The sequence below is a fragment of the Mangrovicoccus ximenensis genome (assembly GCF_003056725.1).
GTDB classification, from domain to species: domain Bacteria; phylum Pseudomonadota; class Alphaproteobacteria; order Rhodobacterales; family Rhodobacteraceae; genus Mangrovicoccus; species Mangrovicoccus ximenensis.
On the sequence record NZ_QBKZ01000016.1, the window covers coordinates 333,795 to 350,659 of the forward strand.

General features: G+C 68.4%; 11 protein-coding genes, 10 pseudogenes and 1 other annotated feature. Of the genes and pseudogenes, 9 read left to right on the forward strand and 12 right to left on the reverse strand.

What is annotated here, in order from left to right; genetic code table 11:
• Positions 1–83: 83 nt before the first annotated feature.
• A pseudogene (locus tag C7T91_RS36510) lies at positions 84–1,316 on the reverse strand (cobaltochelatase subunit CobN); the annotation flags it as partial.
• 105 nt (positions 1,317–1,421) lie between these two features.
• Positions 1,422–2,241 (reverse strand): annotated as a pseudogene (locus C7T91_RS36515) (AAA family ATPase); the annotation flags it as partial.
• 195 nt (positions 2,242–2,436) lie between these two features.
• Between C7T91_RS36515 and dksA the strand changes: the two are divergent.
• A pseudogene (gene dksA, locus C7T91_RS21895) lies at positions 2,437–2,861 on the forward strand (RNA polymerase-binding protein DksA).
• Positions 2,862–2,915: 54 nt separating this feature from the next.
• A pseudogene (locus C7T91_RS36520) lies at positions 2,916–3,060 on the forward strand (FAD-dependent oxidoreductase); the annotation flags it as partial.
• Here C7T91_RS36520 and obgE read toward each other — a convergent pair.
• Together obgE and C7T91_RS21910 are read right to left on the reverse strand one after the other, a co-directional pair.
• Positions 3,060–3,200, reverse strand: a pseudogene (gene obgE / locus C7T91_RS21905) (GTPase ObgE); the annotation flags it as partial. The pseudogenes C7T91_RS36520 and obgE sit on opposite strands and share 1 nt — an antisense overlap.
• Positions 3,201–3,315: 115 nt before the next feature.
• Positions 3,316–3,666: pseudogene (locus C7T91_RS21910) on the reverse strand (GNAT family N-acetyltransferase); the annotation flags it as partial.
• Positions 3,667–3,680: 14 nt separating this feature from the next.
• Here C7T91_RS21910 and C7T91_RS21915 point away from each other — a divergent pair.
• Complete coding sequence (locus C7T91_RS21915) at positions 3,681–3,908, forward strand: hypothetical protein (protein WP_108261169.1); 228 nt, start codon at positions 3,681–3,683, stop codon at positions 3,906–3,908.
• Positions 3,909–3,947: 39 nt separating this feature from the next.
• Complete coding sequence (locus C7T91_RS21920; protein WP_236638404.1) at positions 3,948–6,020, forward strand: M13 family metallopeptidase; 2,073 nt, start codon at positions 3,948–3,950, stop codon at positions 6,018–6,020.
• Between the two features lie 307 nt (positions 6,021–6,327).
• Here C7T91_RS21920 and C7T91_RS21925 read toward each other — a convergent pair.
• Both C7T91_RS21925 and C7T91_RS21930 read right to left on the reverse strand, forming a co-directional pair.
• Positions 6,328–7,235: pseudogene (locus C7T91_RS21925) on the reverse strand (IS66 family transposase); the annotation flags it as partial.
• Entirely contained in the window at positions 7,198–7,401 is a 204-nt protein-coding gene (locus tag C7T91_RS21930) for a hypothetical protein (RefSeq protein ID WP_108261173.1), read from the reverse strand. The gene C7T91_RS21930 and the pseudogene C7T91_RS21925, both read right to left, overlap by 38 nt.
• Positions 7,402–7,645: 244 nt before the next feature.
• Here C7T91_RS21930 and C7T91_RS21935 point away from each other — a divergent pair, with 244 nt between their 5' ends.
• Positions 7,646–7,942, forward strand: coding sequence for a cupin domain-containing protein (locus C7T91_RS21935; RefSeq protein WP_108261175.1), 297 nt, complete (start codon positions 7,646–7,648; stop codon positions 7,940–7,942).
• Positions 7,943–7,961: 19 nt separating this feature from the next.
• On the opposite strand, the gene C7T91_RS21940 is transcribed toward C7T91_RS21935, so the two are convergent.
• Positions 7,962–8,321 carry a thermonuclease family protein gene (locus tag C7T91_RS21940; protein WP_236638405.1) on the reverse strand — a complete coding sequence of 120 codons (360 nt, stop codon included), beginning with the start codon at positions 8,319–8,321 and terminating at the stop codon, positions 7,962–7,964.
• An 887-nt stretch (positions 8,322–9,208) separates the two neighbouring features.
• Here C7T91_RS21940 and C7T91_RS38065 point away from each other — a divergent pair.
• Positions 9,209–9,334, forward strand: coding sequence for a hypothetical protein (locus C7T91_RS38065; RefSeq protein WP_269102344.1), 126 nt, complete (start codon positions 9,209–9,211; stop codon positions 9,332–9,334).
• Between the two features lie 14 nt (positions 9,335–9,348).
• A pseudogene (locus C7T91_RS39840) lies at positions 9,349–10,380 on the forward strand (alpha-amylase family glycosyl hydrolase); the annotation flags it as partial.
• A 24-nt stretch (positions 10,381–10,404) separates the two neighbouring features.
• On the opposite strand, the pseudogene C7T91_RS21955 reads toward C7T91_RS39840, so the two are convergent.
• The 5 genes and pseudogenes from C7T91_RS21955 to C7T91_RS21975 form a co-directional block, all read right to left on the reverse strand.
• Positions 10,405–11,141 (reverse strand): annotated as a pseudogene (locus C7T91_RS21955) (IS3 family transposase); the annotation flags it as partial.
• Positions 10,744–10,860: a sequence feature (AL1L pseudoknot), on the reverse strand. (Overlaps the previous pseudogene by 117 nt.)
• 60 nt (positions 11,142–11,201) lie before the next feature.
• Positions 11,202–11,456 (reverse strand): annotated as a pseudogene (locus C7T91_RS21960) (AAA family ATPase); the annotation flags it as partial.
• 29 nt (positions 11,457–11,485) lie between these two features.
• A complete protein-coding gene (locus C7T91_RS21965; RefSeq protein ID WP_108261699.1) occupies positions 11,486–12,313 on the reverse strand; it encodes an outer membrane protein assembly factor BamD in 828 nt (275 codons plus the stop codon).
• A 141-nt stretch (positions 12,314–12,454) separates the two neighbouring features.
• Complete coding sequence (lpxC, locus tag C7T91_RS21970; protein ID WP_108261179.1) at positions 12,455–13,375, reverse strand: UDP-3-O-acyl-N-acetylglucosamine deacetylase; 921 nt, start codon at positions 13,373–13,375, stop codon at positions 12,455–12,457.
• An 828-nt stretch (positions 13,376–14,203) separates the two neighbouring features.
• Positions 14,204–14,839 carry a cell division ATP-binding protein FtsE gene (locus tag C7T91_RS21975; protein WP_108261181.1) on the reverse strand — a complete coding sequence of 212 codons (636 nt, stop codon included), beginning with the start codon at positions 14,837–14,839 and terminating at the stop codon, positions 14,204–14,206.
• Between the two features lie 103 nt (positions 14,840–14,942).
• Between C7T91_RS21975 and C7T91_RS21980 the strand changes: the two genes are divergently transcribed.
• Entirely contained in the window at positions 14,943–15,494 is a 552-nt protein-coding gene (locus C7T91_RS21980; protein WP_236638406.1) for a zinc-ribbon domain-containing protein, read from the forward strand.
• A gap of 27 nt (positions 15,495–15,521) precedes the next feature.
• A complete protein-coding gene (locus tag C7T91_RS21985) occupies positions 15,522–16,793 on the forward strand; it encodes an aldehyde dehydrogenase family protein (protein WP_269102427.1) in 1,272 nt (423 codons plus the stop codon).
• Positions 16,794–16,865 lie beyond the last annotated feature (72 nt).

The following is a 16,865-nucleotide window of genomic DNA, read 5'->3' on the forward strand; positions in this document are numbered from 1 at the left end:
GTGCCGCCCGAATGGCCACTTTCAATGTCCCTGTCGCTTCGTCACTCCCGTTCAGTCCAGCGCCCTGCCTTCACGTCGAATGATCAAACCACGGTTCCTCTCAACCGCTCAACCAGCCCGCGTGCCGAGTTCGAGCGCGGCAGCCACATGCCGCGCTCCATCGCCTCGGCGAAGCGCTCCGCCATCTCGCGCAGCGCGGGCGCATTGGCCCCCTCGATGAAGTCGCGCACCGTCTCGTCGCCCAGATAGGCCTCGAAGACCAGGTCGAAATGGTGGCCCTTCACGGCGCCGGTCGTGGCCGCGAAGGCGAAGAGATAGTCGACCGTCGCCACCATCTCGAAGGCGCCCTTGTAGCCGTGGCGCATCACCCCCTCGATCCATTTCGGATTGGCCGCGCGCGCGCGCACGACGCGGGCGATCTCCTCGTCGAGCGTCCGGATGCGCGGCGTCTCGGGGCGGGAATGGTCGGGATGGTAGCTGACCGGCGCCTTGCCGCGCAAGCTTTCCACCGTCGCCGCCATGCCGCCCTCGAACTGGTAGTAGTCGTCCGAATCCAAGAGGTCGTGCTCGCGGTTGTCCTGGTTCTGCACCACCGCCTCGACCTGGCCCAGGCGATGCGCGAAATCCTCGCGCGCGGCCTCGCCCTCGGCCCTGCCGCCATAGGCATAGCCGCCCCAGTCGAGATAGCTCGCCGCCAGATCGTCCCGCCGGTCCCAGAGCCGCTCGTCGATCATCGCCTGCAGCCCCGCGCCGTAGGCGCCGGGCTTCGAGCCGAAGACGCGGAAACCCGCGCGGGTCTCGCCCAGCTCCGCCGCTTCCGAGCGGAACCGCGCGGCAGCGGGGTTCTCGTGCTCCGGTTCGTCCAGCGCCATGACGGCACGGGCGGCGGAGTCGATCAGGTCGATCTGCGCCGGGAAGGCGTCGCGGAAGAATCCCGAGACCCGCAGGGTGACGTCGACGCGCGGCCGCCCCAGCGCCGAAAGCGGAAGGATCTCGAAGCCGGTGACGCGGCCCGACATCTCGTCCCATGTGGGCTTCACCCCCATCAGCGCCAGCGCCTGGGCAAGGTCGTCGCCGCCGGTGCGCATGTTCGATGTGCCCCAGGCGGTGATCGCCATCGCCTTCGGCCAGTCGCCCTCGCGCTGCAGGTAGTCGTCGATCAGCAGAGATGCGGATTTCCAGCCGAGCGTCCAGGCCGTCCGGGTCGGCAGCGCGCGGCTGTCGACCGAGAAGAAGTTCCGCCCGGTCGGCAGCACGTCGAGCCGCCCGCGCGTCGGCGCGCCGGACGGTCCCGGCGGCACGAAGCGGCCGTCGACGCGGCCGCGCACCCCGTCGCGCATGCGCAACGCGGCCAGCGGGGTGCCGATCCTGGGGAATGCGGGGCCCAGCCCCATGGCCTCGAGCACCGCGGTGCCGTTCGGGAAGGCGAGCCGCTCGAAGAGATGCACGTCCTGCTCGTTCTTCAGCAGCGCCCCGTGCAGCTTCGGCAGGGCGGAGGCGCCGTCGCGCTTCAGGTCGGCCGGGTCCAGATCCTCGGCCAGAAGCAGCTTCAGCCAGTCGAGCACCTCGGAAGTCGAGGGCTTCTTCTTCAGCCCCGGGGTCTCGCGGATCTCGTAGAACTGGGTCAGCGCGGCAGTCAGCAGCGCGCCCTTGATGCCCGGATGGTGGACCTCGACGATCTTCTTGAGCGTGTCGGGATNCGGGGAAGCGGATGTAATGGAAGAAGCAGCGGCGCAGGAAGGCGTCGGGCAGCTCCTTCTCGTTGTTCGAGGTGATGATCACGATCGGCCGGTTGACCGCGCGCACCGTCTCGCCGGTCTCGTAGACGAAGAACTCCATCTTATCGAGTTCCTGCAGCAGGTCGTTCGGGAATTCGATGTCCGCCTTGTCGATCTCGTCGATCAGCAGGACAACCTTGCCGGGCGCGGTGAAGGCCTCCCACAGCTTGCCCTTGCGGATGTAGTTGGCGACGTCCTCGACCCTCGGATCGCCCAGCTGGCTGTCGCGCAGCCGGCTGACCGCGTCGTATTCGTACAAGCCCTGCTGGGCCCGGGTGGTGGACTTCACGTTCCACTCGATCATCGGCAGGCCGAGCCCGTCGGCGACCTGCCGCGCGAGTTCCGTCTTGCCGGTTCCGGGCTCGCCCTTGACCAGCAGCGGCCGCTCCAGCGCAACGGCTGCATTGACCGCCACCATCAGGTCTTCGGTGGCCACGTAGCTCTCGGTTCCCTCGAACCTCATGTCGTCTAACTCCCGGTAAAGCGGTGGATGCTGCCCTGCGGNCAAAAGCCTAGCATCCCCTGCGACAGGTTCAAGCACCCCCTGTTTGACCGTGACAATCGCAACCGTTTGNAGGTACAGCCGCGCGCGGGAGGGCATCGGATNGTCGGATCAAAAAAACCCAACGGCAGCCGGCCATGNATTTGNGGAGCAGTGATGAAGGCCGAAACATTTCTTCCTGACGACTATCGTCCCGCCGAGGACGAGCCGTTCATGAACGATCGCCAGCTGGAATATTTCCGTCNGCAAGCTCAACNGCTTGGAAGGCCGAGCTACTGGCGGACAGCAGGGACACGATCGAAGGGCTGCAGGACAGCACGCGCAACATTCCGGACATTGCCGACCGCGCGTCGGAAGAGACGGACCGTGCGCTGGAACTGCGGACCCGTGACCGCCAGCGCAAGCTGGTCGCCAAGATCGATGCGGCACTGCGCCGGATCGAGGAAGGCGAATACGGTTACTGCGAGGCGACCGGGGAACCGATCTCGCTGAAGCGGCTGGACGCGCGCCCGATCGCGACGCTCAGCCTCGAGGCGCAGGAACGTCACGAGCGCCGCGAGAAGGTGCATCGGGACGACTGANCGCACCGGCAANTGGGCACTGGCAGGGGGCCGTCCGCGGCAGGAAACGCATNGCTGATCGGCCGCCAGGCCATCGTGGCCGGAGCAGGAATAGGCGGACTCGCCGCTGCGCTGTCGCTGGCGCANGCGGGGGGCTTCCGTCACCGTTCTGGAACAGGCCCCCGAGCTGGCCGAGGTCGGGGCCGGGCTGCAGATCAGCACGACCACGTCGCCGCCATGGCCGCCGTCGCCGCCGTCCGGGCCGCCGTATTCCACGAATTTCTCGCGCCGGAAGGACACGGCCCCGTTGCCCCCGGAACCGGAGCGGAGATAGACTTTTGCAAGATCGAGGAATTTCATCGGACAGCCTTGAAACGGAAGTTGTTGCGGCGATACCCCCTCCGCTGCAGAGTCTCAAGCCTCGGGGGCGGCATTTTCACGCGTCCGGGGCCGAGTCGGGCCGCCTGCGCGCAGGTTACAGCGGCACGGGCCGCGGCGCCAGAGCGGCGCCATGGGCCAGCCAGTCGGCGCGGGCAAGCCGCAGCCGGAGAATTTCCACGGGCGCGCCCCAATAGGCGCTGTGGGCGACGCCGCCCCCCTCTGACCGGAAGCCGAGCTTTGCCAGCACCCGTGCCGAGGCATCGTTGCCGAGATGAACCGAGGCCGGGACGGTGCCGCCCCCGCCTGCGAAATGCCGGTCCAGCATCATCGCGGCGGCCGCGGTCATGATCCCCCGCCCCCAGGCTTCGCGCGCCAGCCAATAGCCGAGCTCGGGCTCCAGCGACACCGCGCCGACCGGTCGGCCATCGGCCTCGATCCGCCATGAGGCAGGACCAGCCGATGCGCAGCTGCGCCTTCCGGGTCTCGCGCGGGCCCGGCGGCACGGCCAGCGTCTGGATCGCCCTGCCCGGCGGCGGAGAGCGCTATTTCGACTTCCGCGGCGGCCAGCTGGCCGGCAGCGATCCCGGCGTCTCGGCCAGCCATGTCCGCAACGGCGATCTGAACATGGTCTCGGTCAACGGCGCCGAGCGCTACGAACTTCCCGATGCCGTCCTCTTCGGCGGCTGAGCGCCGCTTCCGGCAAACCATCAAGGAGCAAGCAAGATGATGTCCCGCCTGAAAAGCACGGCCGCCGCGACTGGATTTCTGGCCGGGATCGCCGCCGCAGCAGCGGCAGAGGAGCCCTTGCCCGCGCCGGGCCCGGACCAGCTGGCCTTCTCGGTCGGGAACATGGATCTCTCTGCCGATCCGGCCGCCGATTTCTACCGCTACAGCTCCGGCGGCTGGCTCGACCGGGTCGAGCGGCCGGAGAAATACCCGGCCTACGGCATCTTCTATGTCATGACCGAGCGGCTGACCAAGCAGGTGGCCGGGGTTGCCGCCGCCGCCGGGGACGCGGCCGCACAGGCACCGAAGGGCTCGCCCACGCAGCTGGTCGGGGATTTCTACACCGCCTTCATGGATGTCGAGGCGATCGACGCGGCCGGGATCGAGCCGATCCGCGGCATGCTCGACGAGGTCGCCGCGGCGGAGACGCTGACCGACCTGACCCGGATTTCCGGCGAGCAGGCTGCCGCCGCCGGTCCGGCGCTCCTGGCGATGGTCGGCCCCTCGGCCGATCCGGCGGACAACAGCCGCCATGCGATGTTCGTGCTCGGCCAGACCTTCGGCATCGACCGCAAGCTGCAGGAAATCCTGCGCATGCCCGAGGACAGCGCCCCGATGGCGGCCTATCGCGCCTATATCCGCGATCTGCTCGCGGCGGCCGGCTATCCGGAGGAGGAGGCCGGGCGCATCGCCGGCAGCTCCATCGCGATCGAGCGGCAGCTGATCTCGGTCTTCCTGACCCCGGCGGAGGCGAAGAACCCCGCGAACAAGTTCGGCATCCTGCCCTATGAAGAGGCCAAGGCGCAGGTCCCGGAATTCGACCTCGATCTCTATCTCGACACGGTCGGCTTCGAGCGCCCCGAAACCGTCTACATGTACGAACCGCACGCGCTGGAAGGCCTGTCCGAGGTGCTGCGCAGCGTGCCGCTCGCCGAGCTGAAGGACTATTTCGCCTTCCGCCTGATCGCCGAATACGCCCCCTTCCTGTCGACCGCGCTGCGCGGCCCCGCGCTCGCGCTCGAGGAGGCGCTCCTCGGCGCGCGCAACGACCAGCCCCGGGCCGAGCAGCTCTACCAGCTCTTCGTGTCGAAGCTCGGCCATCCGGTGAGCCAGCTCTATGTTGCGGAATACTATCCCGAAACGGCGAAGGCTGAGCTTCTCGACATGATCGAGCGGATCAAGGCGGTGTTCCGGCGCCGCATCGAGGACAGCACCTGGCTGTCCGGACCGACGCAGGCGGAGGCGCTGCGCAAGATCGACCAGTTCTACTACAAGGTCGGCTACCCGGACACCTGGATCGACTATGGCGACGTCGAGATCGTGCCGGACGATCCGGTGGCCAACATCATCGCGCTTGGCAAATTCGATCTGGCGCGCGAGCGGGAGAAGCTCGGGCATCCGCCGGAACATGACGAATTCAGCGGCCGCTCCACCCTGCCGATCGCGATGAACGCCGCCTATACGCCGACGATCAACGGCTTCGAGGTGACCGCGGCGATCACCCAGCCGCCGGCCTTCGCGCCGGAGATGGACGCGCCGCTGAAATTCTGCCGGATCGGCGCGGTGATCGGCCACGAGATGACCCATGGCTTCGATTTCTCCGGGCGCCAGTTCGACGCGGACGGCAATTTCCGCGACTGGTGGACGCCGGAGGATGCCGCGGCGTTCCTCGCCGAGGCGCAGAAGCTGATCGACCAGGCCGAAGCCTACGAGGTCCTGCCGGGGCTGCATATCGACGGCGCGCTCGGGGTCGGCGAGAACATGGCGGATGTCGGCGGCATCACCTTCGCGCATGAGGCGCTGCTGGACTACCTGGAGGACCATCCCGAAGAGAATGTCGAGATCGACGGGCTCACCCCGTCGCAGCGCTGCTTCGCCGCCTGGTCGCAGTTCTGGACGATGAAGGCCACGGACCAGTACCTGCGGGCACTGGTCGCCAATGACGGCCACGCCCCGGATTTCTACCGCTCGGTTGCGGCGCTCCAGCATGTCGACGCGTTCTACGAGGCCTTCGGGATCGGAGAGGGCGACCCGATGTGGCTGCCCCCGGAAAAGCGCGCGCGCGCCTGGTGACGCCCGCGCCGCCAGGCTGGAGCGGATACCCCGGCCGGGGACGAATGTTGCAAACGGCCGGCATCGCCAATGCTGCAGCGCCGGATTCCGGATCTTCCGGCTGAGCGGGGTGGCGGCCCCCGAGCAGGAGCCGCCCGAGGCCGAGGATCCGTTTGAGGTGGCAAGCGATGGCATGGCGGCCATCGGTCCGCAGGAATGCCCGAACCATCCCGACCTTTTTCCGCCGCACTTGGGCCAGGCCATTGGCCCCGGAGGCCGTGCAGGAGCGGGGCCATTCCGTCGGAAAACTCGGCTTGCCGAGCGCGTTCTCCTCGCAGGCCGGCGAAGGGGTGTCCTGGCTGAACTTGACGAAGCGCCTCCTCCAATGTGTCCAGCAACGAGCCTTGTCGCGCCATTGGTCCGAGCGACAATGGCGAGTGCGACAGACCACGGCCTGGCGGTCTTCTTCGGGTCCGCGAGCGTGTCGTGGACCGGGTGGCCGTCGGCCATGAGCGTGCTGCCGGTGAAGCCCTTCAGCATCTCCTGCGCGACCTCGCCGTTGCGGAGCCGGGAATGGCGGACCACCACGATGGGCGGGTCCGCGCCGCCCCAGCCGCGTTCGCCATCGGTCTCGGACCAGTGGCGACCAGATGGCTCACTCGCGGAGAATGGCCCCGAGGAAATCCTTGCGGACCTTGCCCGTGCCCGGGGCCAGGACCGGCAGGCAGGTCTCGTCCATCTGCAGCCGGTCCGGGCGCCGCAGCTCGGCGGTCATCGCGTCGATCACCGGCGCGGGCAGCGCGGCCGCGCGGCCCGGCCAGGCGGCGAGCATCGCGCGGTCGAGCTCATTCGCCATTGTACTCGGACCAATGGCGCACAATGGCTCATCCTGGCGCCGGCAGATGCCGCCCTGGCGGTAGAACGGGAGGTAGCCGCCGTACTTCGAGACCATGCTGTGCGCCACCAGTACCTCGGTCGGCAGGCCGCGCGGCACCAGCCATTCCGGCGCGTTCGCCAATGTCTTTCGGACCATTGGCGTTCCATTGGCTCACCCTGGGCGTGGGATTTCCCCGCACAGGTGCGGCACATGTTCGGGCACTCGCTCGGACCAATGGCGGTCGTGCCCTCACTTGGGGCGGATCGTGACCAGCACGCGCAGCCTGGCCGGAATGACATCGAGCCGGCGCTGTTGCGCAAATCAGCTGGCGACCGCATTTCCCCTTTCCCCGGACACACTTATCGCGCCGCCGATCAGCGCGCCGGTGATCGGATCGCCGGAAATGACCTGGCCGGCGGCGCCGCCCATGGCCGCGCCGGTCAGCGCGCGTTCCGCATCGGTCTGTCCGCAGGCCGTCAGGGCCATCGTGCCGCAGATTGCTGCGATCCAAGTGAACTTTGCCATTCTTCCCCGGCCTGTTTCTGCGGGTGAACGTTCTGCCCCGCTTCCGGGTTCCGCCAGCGAACGAGAATGCCGCAGCCCGGCGCGGCTGCATAGCGCGAACTGCGCCGCGTCTCGCGGGCGGCGGGAGCGCGCCGATCCGCCGCTCGTCCGTTGCGGGCGGGCGGCGTTGCCTGTGCGGCGCGCCGTGCCTAACATCCGCGGCAAGGCGCAAGCCTTGACCGTAACAAGTGCCGAAGGAGCAGACATGCCGTTCGAATCCACCGGGGCCGCCGTGCCCACCGTCCTTGCCGAAGACGACAAGATGAAGGCCACGCGCTGGGATTTCGCGCCCGGCACCACCACCGGCTGGCACGAGCACGGCATGGACTATGCCGTCGTGGTGCTGACCGATGCGGTGATGGCCTACGAGGTCGACGGCGAGATCACCGAGCGCAAGGTGTCGGCAGGCGAGACCTATCTGCGCCCGAAGGGCGTGAAGCATGACGTCCGCAATGCGGGCGACGGGCCGCTTTCCTTCGTCGAGATCGAGCTGAAGGGCTGATCCCGCGGGCGGCTGCGGTTCAGGTCTCCGGCATGCGTAGCTTGCCGCGGTGCTTGGCATCGACCCGCCAGAGCTTGCGCCGCACGCCTTCGGGCTCCAGGTGGCGGTAGGCGCCGCCCGAGAACTTCGCCCAGTCGAGCGCCAGCCCCTGCGCGACCAGCGCCGCCGAGAGGTCGGTGCCGTCGGGCAGTCGGCAGGTTGCAACCACGCGCCCGTAACTGGAATGGTCGGCCAGCTCCGCGGTGACGACATGGCCCTTGCAGAGCGCGATCATCGCGAATTTGGCGTTGCGGCCATAGGGCTGGTCCAGTTCCGGCGCGTCGATGCCGAAGAGCCGGACATGCGTCTTGCCGATGGCGATCGTGTCGCCGTCGATCACGTGGCACCGGCCTTTGAGCGTCTCCGGCACCGGCTCGAATTGCGGCGGTGGCGGTGGCGGCGCCGGAGCGTCGGCCTGCCGCGGCGGGGCGGCGCGTGCCGGGGAAGCGCGCCTCGACCTGGCCGAGCGTCAGGCAGGCCTCGCGGGTCTGGTCGAGCTGCGCCAGACTCTGTCCCAGCCCCAGAAGACCGGCCGAGGCGATGCCCTGGTCGGTGGTCTCGGTGCGGGTGAAGGCCTCCAGATAGGCGCGGCCGGCATCNTCAGCGCCTTGCCGCGCGCCAGATGCGCCGCCCCGGCCAACGGGCTGCGCGGATAGTCCGACAGGAACTTCTCGAACCCGTCGAGCGCCCCGGCCGGATCACCGGCGGCAAGCTTGCCCTGCGCCGCCTCGAAATCGCCCGCCTCGCCGGAGGCCAGCTCCGGCTGGGAGCATGGCCGCTCGGACCGGCGGCGTTTCCATGGCCCTGTCCGGCGGAGCGGCGGGCCGAACGGCCCTGTCACCGCCAGGCGGGTCTGGATGGCATTCGCCGGGGACATGAGCCCCCGGACCATGTCCCGGCCTTCCCCGTCCGGAGAAGGTCCCGGGATGGCCACGCTTGCCGCTTCGCTCCGCGTGCCGGTTCGTTTCCGGATCGAACCGGATTGCCGGCACCCCCCGCCGTTTCGGCGAAGCGCCATGGCCGGACCAGGCCGCCATGCGATGGCGGGCGGCGGCAGGCCCGGGCCTGCCGAGGATCCACCCCTCAGGAGCCCCGAACGGAAGCCCTCTCACCGATATGGGCAACAAGCCCGCGATCAGCCCTCCATCCGAGCCGGGCCGCCGAGCGTGGCCAGGCCTGCCGCGGCGCGGCCCTCGAAGGCGGCGGTCCCTTGCAGGCGGGCAACCGATGCTGATCGGCTTCGCCGATGGCGGCCGCGGTGCCTTCGGCGGCTGGATCATGGATCCCGAGCCGCTGGCCCTCGACGCCGCAGGACATCTCGTCCTCGCCCCCCAACCCGACAATTCCCGCTAGAGGAGCTTGCCATCATGGATGCGCTCACCCCCCACGCCGCCCAGGCCGCCACCGCCGACTGGTGGAAGACCGCCGTCATCTACCAGATCTATCCGCGCTCCTTCCAGGACAGCGACGGCGACGGCATCGGCGATCTGGCCGGCATCGAATCCCGCCTCGGCTATCTCTGCGAGCTGGGTGTCGACGCGATCTGGCTGTCGCCGATTTTCCCCTCGCCGATGGCGGATTTCGGCTATGACGTCTCGGACTATTGCGGCATCGACCCGGCCTTCGGCACGCTCGAAGATTTCGACCGGCTGGTCGCGGCCTGCCATGCGCGCGGGCTGAAGCTGCTGCTCGATTTCGTGCCGAGCCACAGTTCCGACCGCCATCCCTGGTTCCTGGAGAGCCGGTCCTCGCGGGACAATCCGCGCCGCGACTGGTACATCTGGCGCGACGCCAAGCCCGACGGCAGCCCGCCCAACAACTGGATCGGCGAGTTCGGCGGCCCGTCCTGGACCTGGGACGGGACCACCGGCCAGTACTACCACAACACCTTCCTGCCCGAGCAGCCCGCGCTCAACTGGCAGAACCCCGAGCTGCGCGAGGCGATGCTGGAGGTGATCCGCTTCTGGTACCGCCGCGGCGTCGACGGGCTCCGGGTCGATGCGATCACCCATGTCGCGCCGGATGTCGACAAGGGCGACAACCCGCCGAACCCGGACTGGGAGCCGCATATGGGCCCGACCCACAGCCATCTGCAGGTGCATTCCAAGAACCAGCCCGAGGGCTACGGCATCGTGCGGCTGATGCGCGAGGTCTCCGACGAGTTCCCCGACCGGGTGCTGATCGGCGAGACCTCGGGCACGCCGGACGAGGTGATGAGCTATTACGGCGCCGATCTCGACCTCTTCCACCTGCCCTTCAACTTCCTGCTGCTGAAGGCCCGCTGGGACGCGCGCGAGATCGCAGCCCTGGTCGAGGGCTACGAGGCGGCGCTGCCCGAAGGCGGCTGGCCGAACTGGGTGCTGGGCAATCACGACATCGGCCGGATCGCGAGCCGGGCGGGCCCGGCGCAGGCGCGGGTCGCCAAAGTCGCTGACCCAGAGCCCGTTCGGCGCGGAGACGCGGAACTGCCGGTTCACCTTGTCGAGCGGACATGGCGCCTTCTTGTCCGGCACCGTCGTGCGATGCGGCTTGCCGCGAATGATGCCCTGAAGGCCCATATCCTTCATCAGCCTGGCCACGGTGCAGCGGGCGACAGTGATCCCCTCGCGCCCGAGCTGCCGCCAGACCTTGCGGACACCGTAGACCTGCCAGTTCTCCTCGAACACGCGGTGGATCTCGGGGCGAAGAGCCGCGTCCCGCTTGGCACGCGCCGACCGTCGGGCAGGTTCTGCCCGCTTCGCCAAGTGATCGTAGTAGGTGGAAGGGGCGATCGGCAGCACCTTGCAGATCGGCTCGACCCCGTGCTCCGCACGATGAGCATCGATGAACGACACCATTACTTCGACCGGCGGTCGAGCTCCGCCATGGCAAAATATGCTGATGCTTTGCGGAGGATCTCATTCGCCTGGCGCAGTTCCCGGTTCTCCCGCTCGAGCGCCTTCATCTTCTCGGCCATGTCGCTCGGGATGCCGGCGCGCTGCCCACTGTCCACCTCGGCCTTCTTGACCCAGCTGTTCAACGTGTTCGCTGAACAACCGATCTTCGCGGCCACCGAGGCGATCGCCTGCCAGCGCGATCCATGCTGACCCGGATTGTCGAGGACCATGCGCACTGCGCGCTCGCGGATCTCAGGGGAGAACTTGTTCGTTGTCTTGCTCATGATGGCTCCAGTCTACTCAAGAGTTGGAGCCTCCGGCAGACCCGGGGCGTGTGTGGATGCCAGGCCTGCCTCGGCGAGGATGGCTTGGGCCGGATGGTCCGGCCCCAGCTCGAAGAGGGCGGTCACCTCGCCCTGGGCGGCGCCGCGGCGCACCAGGTCGGCGCGGCCGCGCCAGCCCAGCACGAAGCCCAGCGAATCGAGCAGGATCGACTTGCCCGCGCCGGTTTCGCCGGTCAGCACGTTGAGACCTGGCCGGAAATCGAGATCCAGCCGGTCAATGATCAGGATGTCGCGGATTTCAAGACCACGCAGCAACCGCAGTTCACCTCACCCAAAGGCCCCGGTCAGAGCCACTCGCCCTTGATCGCCTGGCGGTAGACATTCACCAGCCAGCTGCCGCCCGCCGGTTCCAGCGCCAGGCCTTCGCCGGTCAGCAGCGTGTAGGCGTCCTGGTACCAGTCCGTGCCCTGGAAGTTGTAGCCGAGGATCGCGCCGGCAGTCTGCGCCTCGTCGCGCAGCCCCAGAGACAGGTAGCACTCGATCAGCCGGTAGAGCGCTTCGGGCGTCTGGCTGGTCGTCTGGAAATCCTCGACCACCGTGCGGAACCGGTTCGCCGCGGCGGTGTAGTGTTCCTTCTTCAGGTAGTAGCGGCCGATCTCCATCTCCTTGCCCGCGAGATGGTCGAAGGCGAGGTCGAATTTCAGGATCGCCGACCGGGCGTATTCGCTGTCGGGATAGCGCTCGATCACCAGCCTGAGCGCCTGCAGCGCCTGGAAGGTCACGCCCTGGTCGCGGCCGACATCGTCGATCTGGTCGTAATAGCTCAGCGCCAGCAGGTACTGGGCATAGGCCGCGTCCTTGTCGGCGGGATAGAAATCGATGAACCGCTGCGCGGAGGCGCGGCTTTCCTCGTATTTGCGGTCCACATGCAGCGCATAGGCCTGCATGATCAGCGCCCGCTTGGCCCATTCCGAATAGGGGTAGAGCCGTTCGACCTCGCCGAAATAGTTGGCGGCCTCCTCGGCATTGTCCTGCGCCAGCTCGTATTCCGCCCGGTCGTAGATTTCCTTGGCGGAAAACTGCTCGAACTGGGGCGGCGGCGGCTCGCAGGCGGATAGGAGAACCAGGGCCGCAAAGGCGACCGCAACACCAGATTTCCTGCCTGCCGACATCATGCCTGTCTTCTCTCCGCTCGCCGTCTGTCCGGTCGGTCTAACCGGTTCGGCACCCCGATAGCACAGAGATTTTCCGGGCAAAACGCCTCAGCCGATATTTTGATGCCGCGCAGTGCGCGGCAATGCACAGGTCAGCGGTCAGGCGCAGAGGGCCAGATCGCTGACGGAGACGCCGACGCCGGGCAGGCGGGCCGCCAGTTCGGTGTCGCAGTCGATCATCCGCCAGGCGGAGGGATCGGCGAAAAGCTGCCGCAGCAGTTCATTGGTCAGCGCGTGGCCGGCGCGGATGCCGGTGTAGCGGCCGAGGATCGGACCGCCGGCCATCGCCAGGTCGCCGAGCGCGTCGAGCATCTTGTGGCGCACCGGTTCGTCCCTGTGGCGCAGGCCTCCGGGGCTGACGATGCGGTCTCCGTCGACCACCACCGCGTTTTCCAGCGTGCCGCCGAGCGCCAGGCCCGCGGCATGCATCGCGTCGACATCGGACTGGCGGCAGAAGGTGCGGCTGTCGCAGAGTTCGCGGATGAAGGCGCCGTTGGCGAGGTTCAGCTCGCGCGCCTGCTCGCCGATGGCGGCATCGGGGAAGGCGATCTCGAAGCGCAGCTGCACCGTTTCCGACGGGTCGAGGCGCGCGACGGCATCGCCGCGGCGGACTTCGACCGGCTTGAGGATCTCGATCACTTTCGCGGGAGCGGTCAGCGTCTCGACGCCGGCATTGAGGATGCCGCGCACGAAGGGGGCGGCCGAGCCGTCGAGGATCGGGACCTCGGGGCCGTCGAGCGCGATCATCGCGTTGTGGATGCCGAGTCCCGCAAGGGCGGCCATGACATGCTCGACGGTCGAAACGGTGTCGCCGTCCTCGCCGATCAGCCGGGTGCAGAGCGGGGTTTGCTCGACCATGTCCCAGCGCGCCGGGATAGCGCCGCCAGTGGCGGTCGCGTCGGTGCGGCGGAACCAGATGCCGTGTCCGGCCGGGGCCGGGGAAATGGACATGCGGACGGGACGGCCCGAGTGGAGCCCTTGGCCAAGAAACACGGCCTTGCCTTTCAGAGTCCTCTGCATGTCGTTTCCTTTCTTCTTCTTGCGGTTTGCCTGTCGCAGGGCTTTGCCTGCATCGTGCTCCTGGCCTCTTCCGGGCCGGTTTCCTGCGATGGTAGCTAGCGGCGGGACGGGCGGCACTCAATTCAAAGATTGCAACCGACTGAAACACTGGCCGTTTCCGGGTAGGCGAGTTTCCGCCCATCGTCTGGGCGGAATTGGATAACATGCTATTAACATTCGTGGAAATGGATGTGGCGCCGGGCGGCGGAGGCTGCGGAAAAGCGAACGCGGAAGATGACGGGGCCGTTGCAATCCGCCGCTCCGAGCTGGGTCCGGGCCGGGTATTCCCGACCTCCGCGACCGCGGGAAGGCCGGATCAGATGCGCCCTCCGGCGGCAGACCGGCCCGGAGACGGGGCGGTTCCGCGGCCGGAGCGCTGCGGGCCGTGGCCGAAGAGCCGCGCGCAGAGGCGGCAATCCCGGCGGAACATCCGGCATCGGGAAAGCAGGACGGCATGCGCCGGACAATCCGCCTGTTGCCGCGCTTGCCGCTGGGCACGGCGCGGCGGCCCAGAGCGGGACAGATCGAGATGGCGCACGGCGTCCAACCCTTCAAGGCTCCTTTTCAGCCGGACCAGCCGCCGTGCCGCAGCGGGCAGGCGCAAGAGACAGCGGGCCGCCGCCCCCCGCCAGGGCGCCATGGGCAGCCGCACCCGCTGACACCGGACACCGGCGCCATCCATGCCGGGCAATCCGCCATGTCTCAGCCGGGCACCTCTCCCGCCGGATGGCTCCGTCCGCGGGTCCGCGCCGGGATCGCCGCGCAGCGCGCCGAGGATGTCGCGGGCCTTCACAGCGCAGCCCCCGCCTGGGTGAGCCGCCCGTCCTTGAGCCGCAGCACGCGGGCATTGACCAGGGGCTTCGCCGCGCGGATCAGCGCGAGGTCATGGGTGGCCATCAGCACCGGGGTNGACATCTCCCAGTCGAGATTGCCGGTCGGTTCGTCGGCCAGCACCGCTTCGGGCGCGGTCAGCAGCGCCCGTGCCAGCGCGGCGCGCTGGCGTTCGCCGCCCGACAGGGTCTGCGGCGGGGCCGCCATGTGGCCGCCCAGCCCCACCCAGGTCATCAGATCCGCCGCCTGGGCGCGCAGCTCGGCATCGACCGGGCCGCGCACGGTGAAGGGCAGCAGGACGTTCTCCTCCAGCGAGAGATGGTCGAGAAACTGGGTGTCCTGGTAGACGATGCCCATCCGCCGCCTTGCGCTGGCGCGGGCATCGCTGGTCATTTCCGACAGGGGGCGGCCAAACAGCCGCACCTCCCCCTGCGCGGGTGTCATGCTCCCTGCGCACAGCCTGAGTAGCGTTGTCTTGCCCGCGCCGGAAGGTCCTGTGAGGAAAAAGAAATCTCCGGGCTGCAAGGAGAGGGTGACATCGCTGAGCACCACGCGCCCGCCGAAAGCCACCGTCACCTGTGAGAGGTCGATCACTCGTACTGCCCCTTTGGTTGCGGCCCCCTTCTTGCCTCAGCCGCCGGGGCAAGGCAACGGGCAACGCTTGGCGCGGGAGGGGGAAATTGCTAGAGCTTGGGGGATGCTGGAGGGAGTGCACGCAAAGGTGATCCGGATCGTCTGCCCAGCCTGCCAGGCGGCCTATGACGTGCCGCAGGCAGCGATCTCGGCCGGAGGGCGGGATGTCCAGTGTTCTGCCTGCGGGCACAACTGGTTCCAGCTCTGGCTGTCCGGTCCCGCAGGGGCCGGTTCCGCCGACGCGTCCCCCGGTCCGGCCCGTCCGCAGGCCGCCGGGGCAGAGGCATCCTGGGGATTCGCCGAAGGTCCGCAGCCGCCGCTCGGCGAGGCGCCGCCCTTGCCTTCGGTGCTCGGAGCGCCCGGCACCCCGCCCGCGCCGGGGTGTCCGGACCAGCTTCGGGGCGATGCGGCGCCCGAATGGCGCAGCGGGATCGCCCGGCGCCCCCTATCCATGCAGACCGGTGACATCGCGCCCGCCGCGGAGCCCCCTAACTTCGACATTTGCGATCCGGAAATCGATGGCCGCTGGAGGGCACGGGACGCATTTTCAATAAGTTACAGGGCTGAAATGGCCGGATCCGGCGCTAGCGCCGTAGTTGCACGCGGCATTATGTAACCCACCTGGAAAACGACGGATTGCGGAATATCCTGGGCCGGCTGGCAGCCGCGGGCGCGGATCCGCGCCATGCAGGCCTGGGCCGACCTGATCGAGGCCGAGGCGGAGACCATCGCCCGGATCGAGGCCGTCGCCTCCTCGCGCCCCGTGGCCCAGGCGCTGGCCGGGGATGTCGCCAGCACCGCCGAACAGATCCGCTTCTTCGCCGAATTCGCCGACAAGGAGGCGGGCACGCTGGTGCCCACCGCCGACAGCCAGATGGGCTTCATCTCCGCCCAGCCCCATGGCGTCGTCGGTGCGATCACGCCTTGGAACTTCCCGCTGTCGATGGCCGCGTGGAAACTCGGACCGGCCCTGGCCGCGGGCAATGCCGTGGTGCTGAAACCCTCTGAAATGACGCCCTATTCCACGCTCCATATCGCCGCGCTGTCGGTGAGGGCGGGCATTCCCGCGGGGCTCGTCAACATCGTTCTCGGTGACGGGCCGGTGACCGGCAACGCGCTGGTCGCGCATCCCGGCATCGACAAGGTCAGCTTCACCGGCTCGACCCGCGCCGGCAGCCAGATCATGGAGAACATCGCGCGCTCGGGCATCAAGCCGATGACGCTGGAACTGGGCGGAAAATCCCCGCAGGTGGTCTTCGCCGATGCCGACATGGAAGTCGTGCTCGACAGCCTGGAAAAGGGCATCCTGCCGAATGCCGGGCAGTTCTGCGTCGCCGGCTCGCGCATCCTCGTGCAGCGAGCGATCGCTGACGAACTGGCCGCGAAGCTGGCGGACCGCTTCGCGGCCCCCGTTCCCGGCGCCACCTGGGACGACCCGGCCGGGTTCTCGCCGATCATCTCGGAAAAGCAGCTCGCCCGGATCGACGGCATTGTCGGCGCGGCGGTGGCCAAAGGCGCCGAGATCCTCTGCGGCGGCAGCCGCTTCGACCGCGCGGGCAGCTTCTACCGCCCGACCCTGCTCGGCAGCGCCGATGCCGCAAACCCGGCAATCACGGAGGAAATCTTCGGCCCGGTCGCGACGCTCCAGGTCTTCGACACCGAGAACGAGGCGATGGAGCTCGCTGCGCATCCGACCTACGGGCTCTGCGCCGGACTCTATACCCGCGACCTCAGCCGGGCGATGCGGCTGACGCGGCGGCTCGAGGCCGGAACCGTCTGGGTCAACCGCTACGGCCGAACCCGCGACCACATCCTGCCGACGGGCGGCTGGAAGGCCAGCGGGCTGGGCAAGGATCTCGGCCGCGAAGCCTACCTCTCCAGCCTCAAGACCAAGACGGTGCTGATCGACCTCTGAGCGGCGCCCCGAGGCGGAAAAGCATCTCCAACTTTAGCGACCCCCCCGGACTTCAAGTTTGGGTTAGGCTTT

Bases quoted from the DNA above. Each gene is read 5' to 3' on its own strand.
- C7T91_RS21965 (WP_108261699.1), bottom strand. From the start codon at position 12,313: ATGTCGGCAGGCAGGAAATCTGGTGTTGCGGTCGCCTTTGCGGCCCTG.
- C7T91_RS21935 (WP_108261175.1), top strand. From the start codon at position 7,646: ATGCCGTTCGAATCCACCGGGGCCGCCGTGCCCACCGTCCTTGCCGAA.
- C7T91_RS21915 (WP_108261169.1), top strand. From the start codon at position 3,681: ATGCGCAGCTGCGCCTTCCGGGTCTCGCGCGGGCCCGGCGGCACGGCC.
- C7T91_RS21980 (WP_236638406.1), top strand. From the start codon at position 14,943: ATGCTGGAGGGAGTGCACGCAAAGGTGATCCGGATCGTCTGCCCAGCC.
- C7T91_RS21930 (WP_108261173.1), bottom strand. From the start codon at position 7,401: ATGGCAAAGTTCACTTGGATCGCAGCAATCTGCGGCACGATGGCCCTG.
- C7T91_RS21920 (WP_236638404.1), top strand. From the start codon at position 3,948: ATGTCCCGCCTGAAAAGCACGGCCGCCGCGACTGGATTTCTGGCCGGG.
- lpxC (WP_108261179.1), bottom strand. From the start codon at position 13,375: ATGCAGAGGACTCTGAAAGGCAAGGCCGTGTTTCTTGGCCAAGGGCTC.
- C7T91_RS38065 (WP_269102344.1), top strand. From the start codon at position 9,209: ATGCTGATCGGCTTCGCCGATGGCGGCCGCGGTGCCTTCGGCGGCTGG.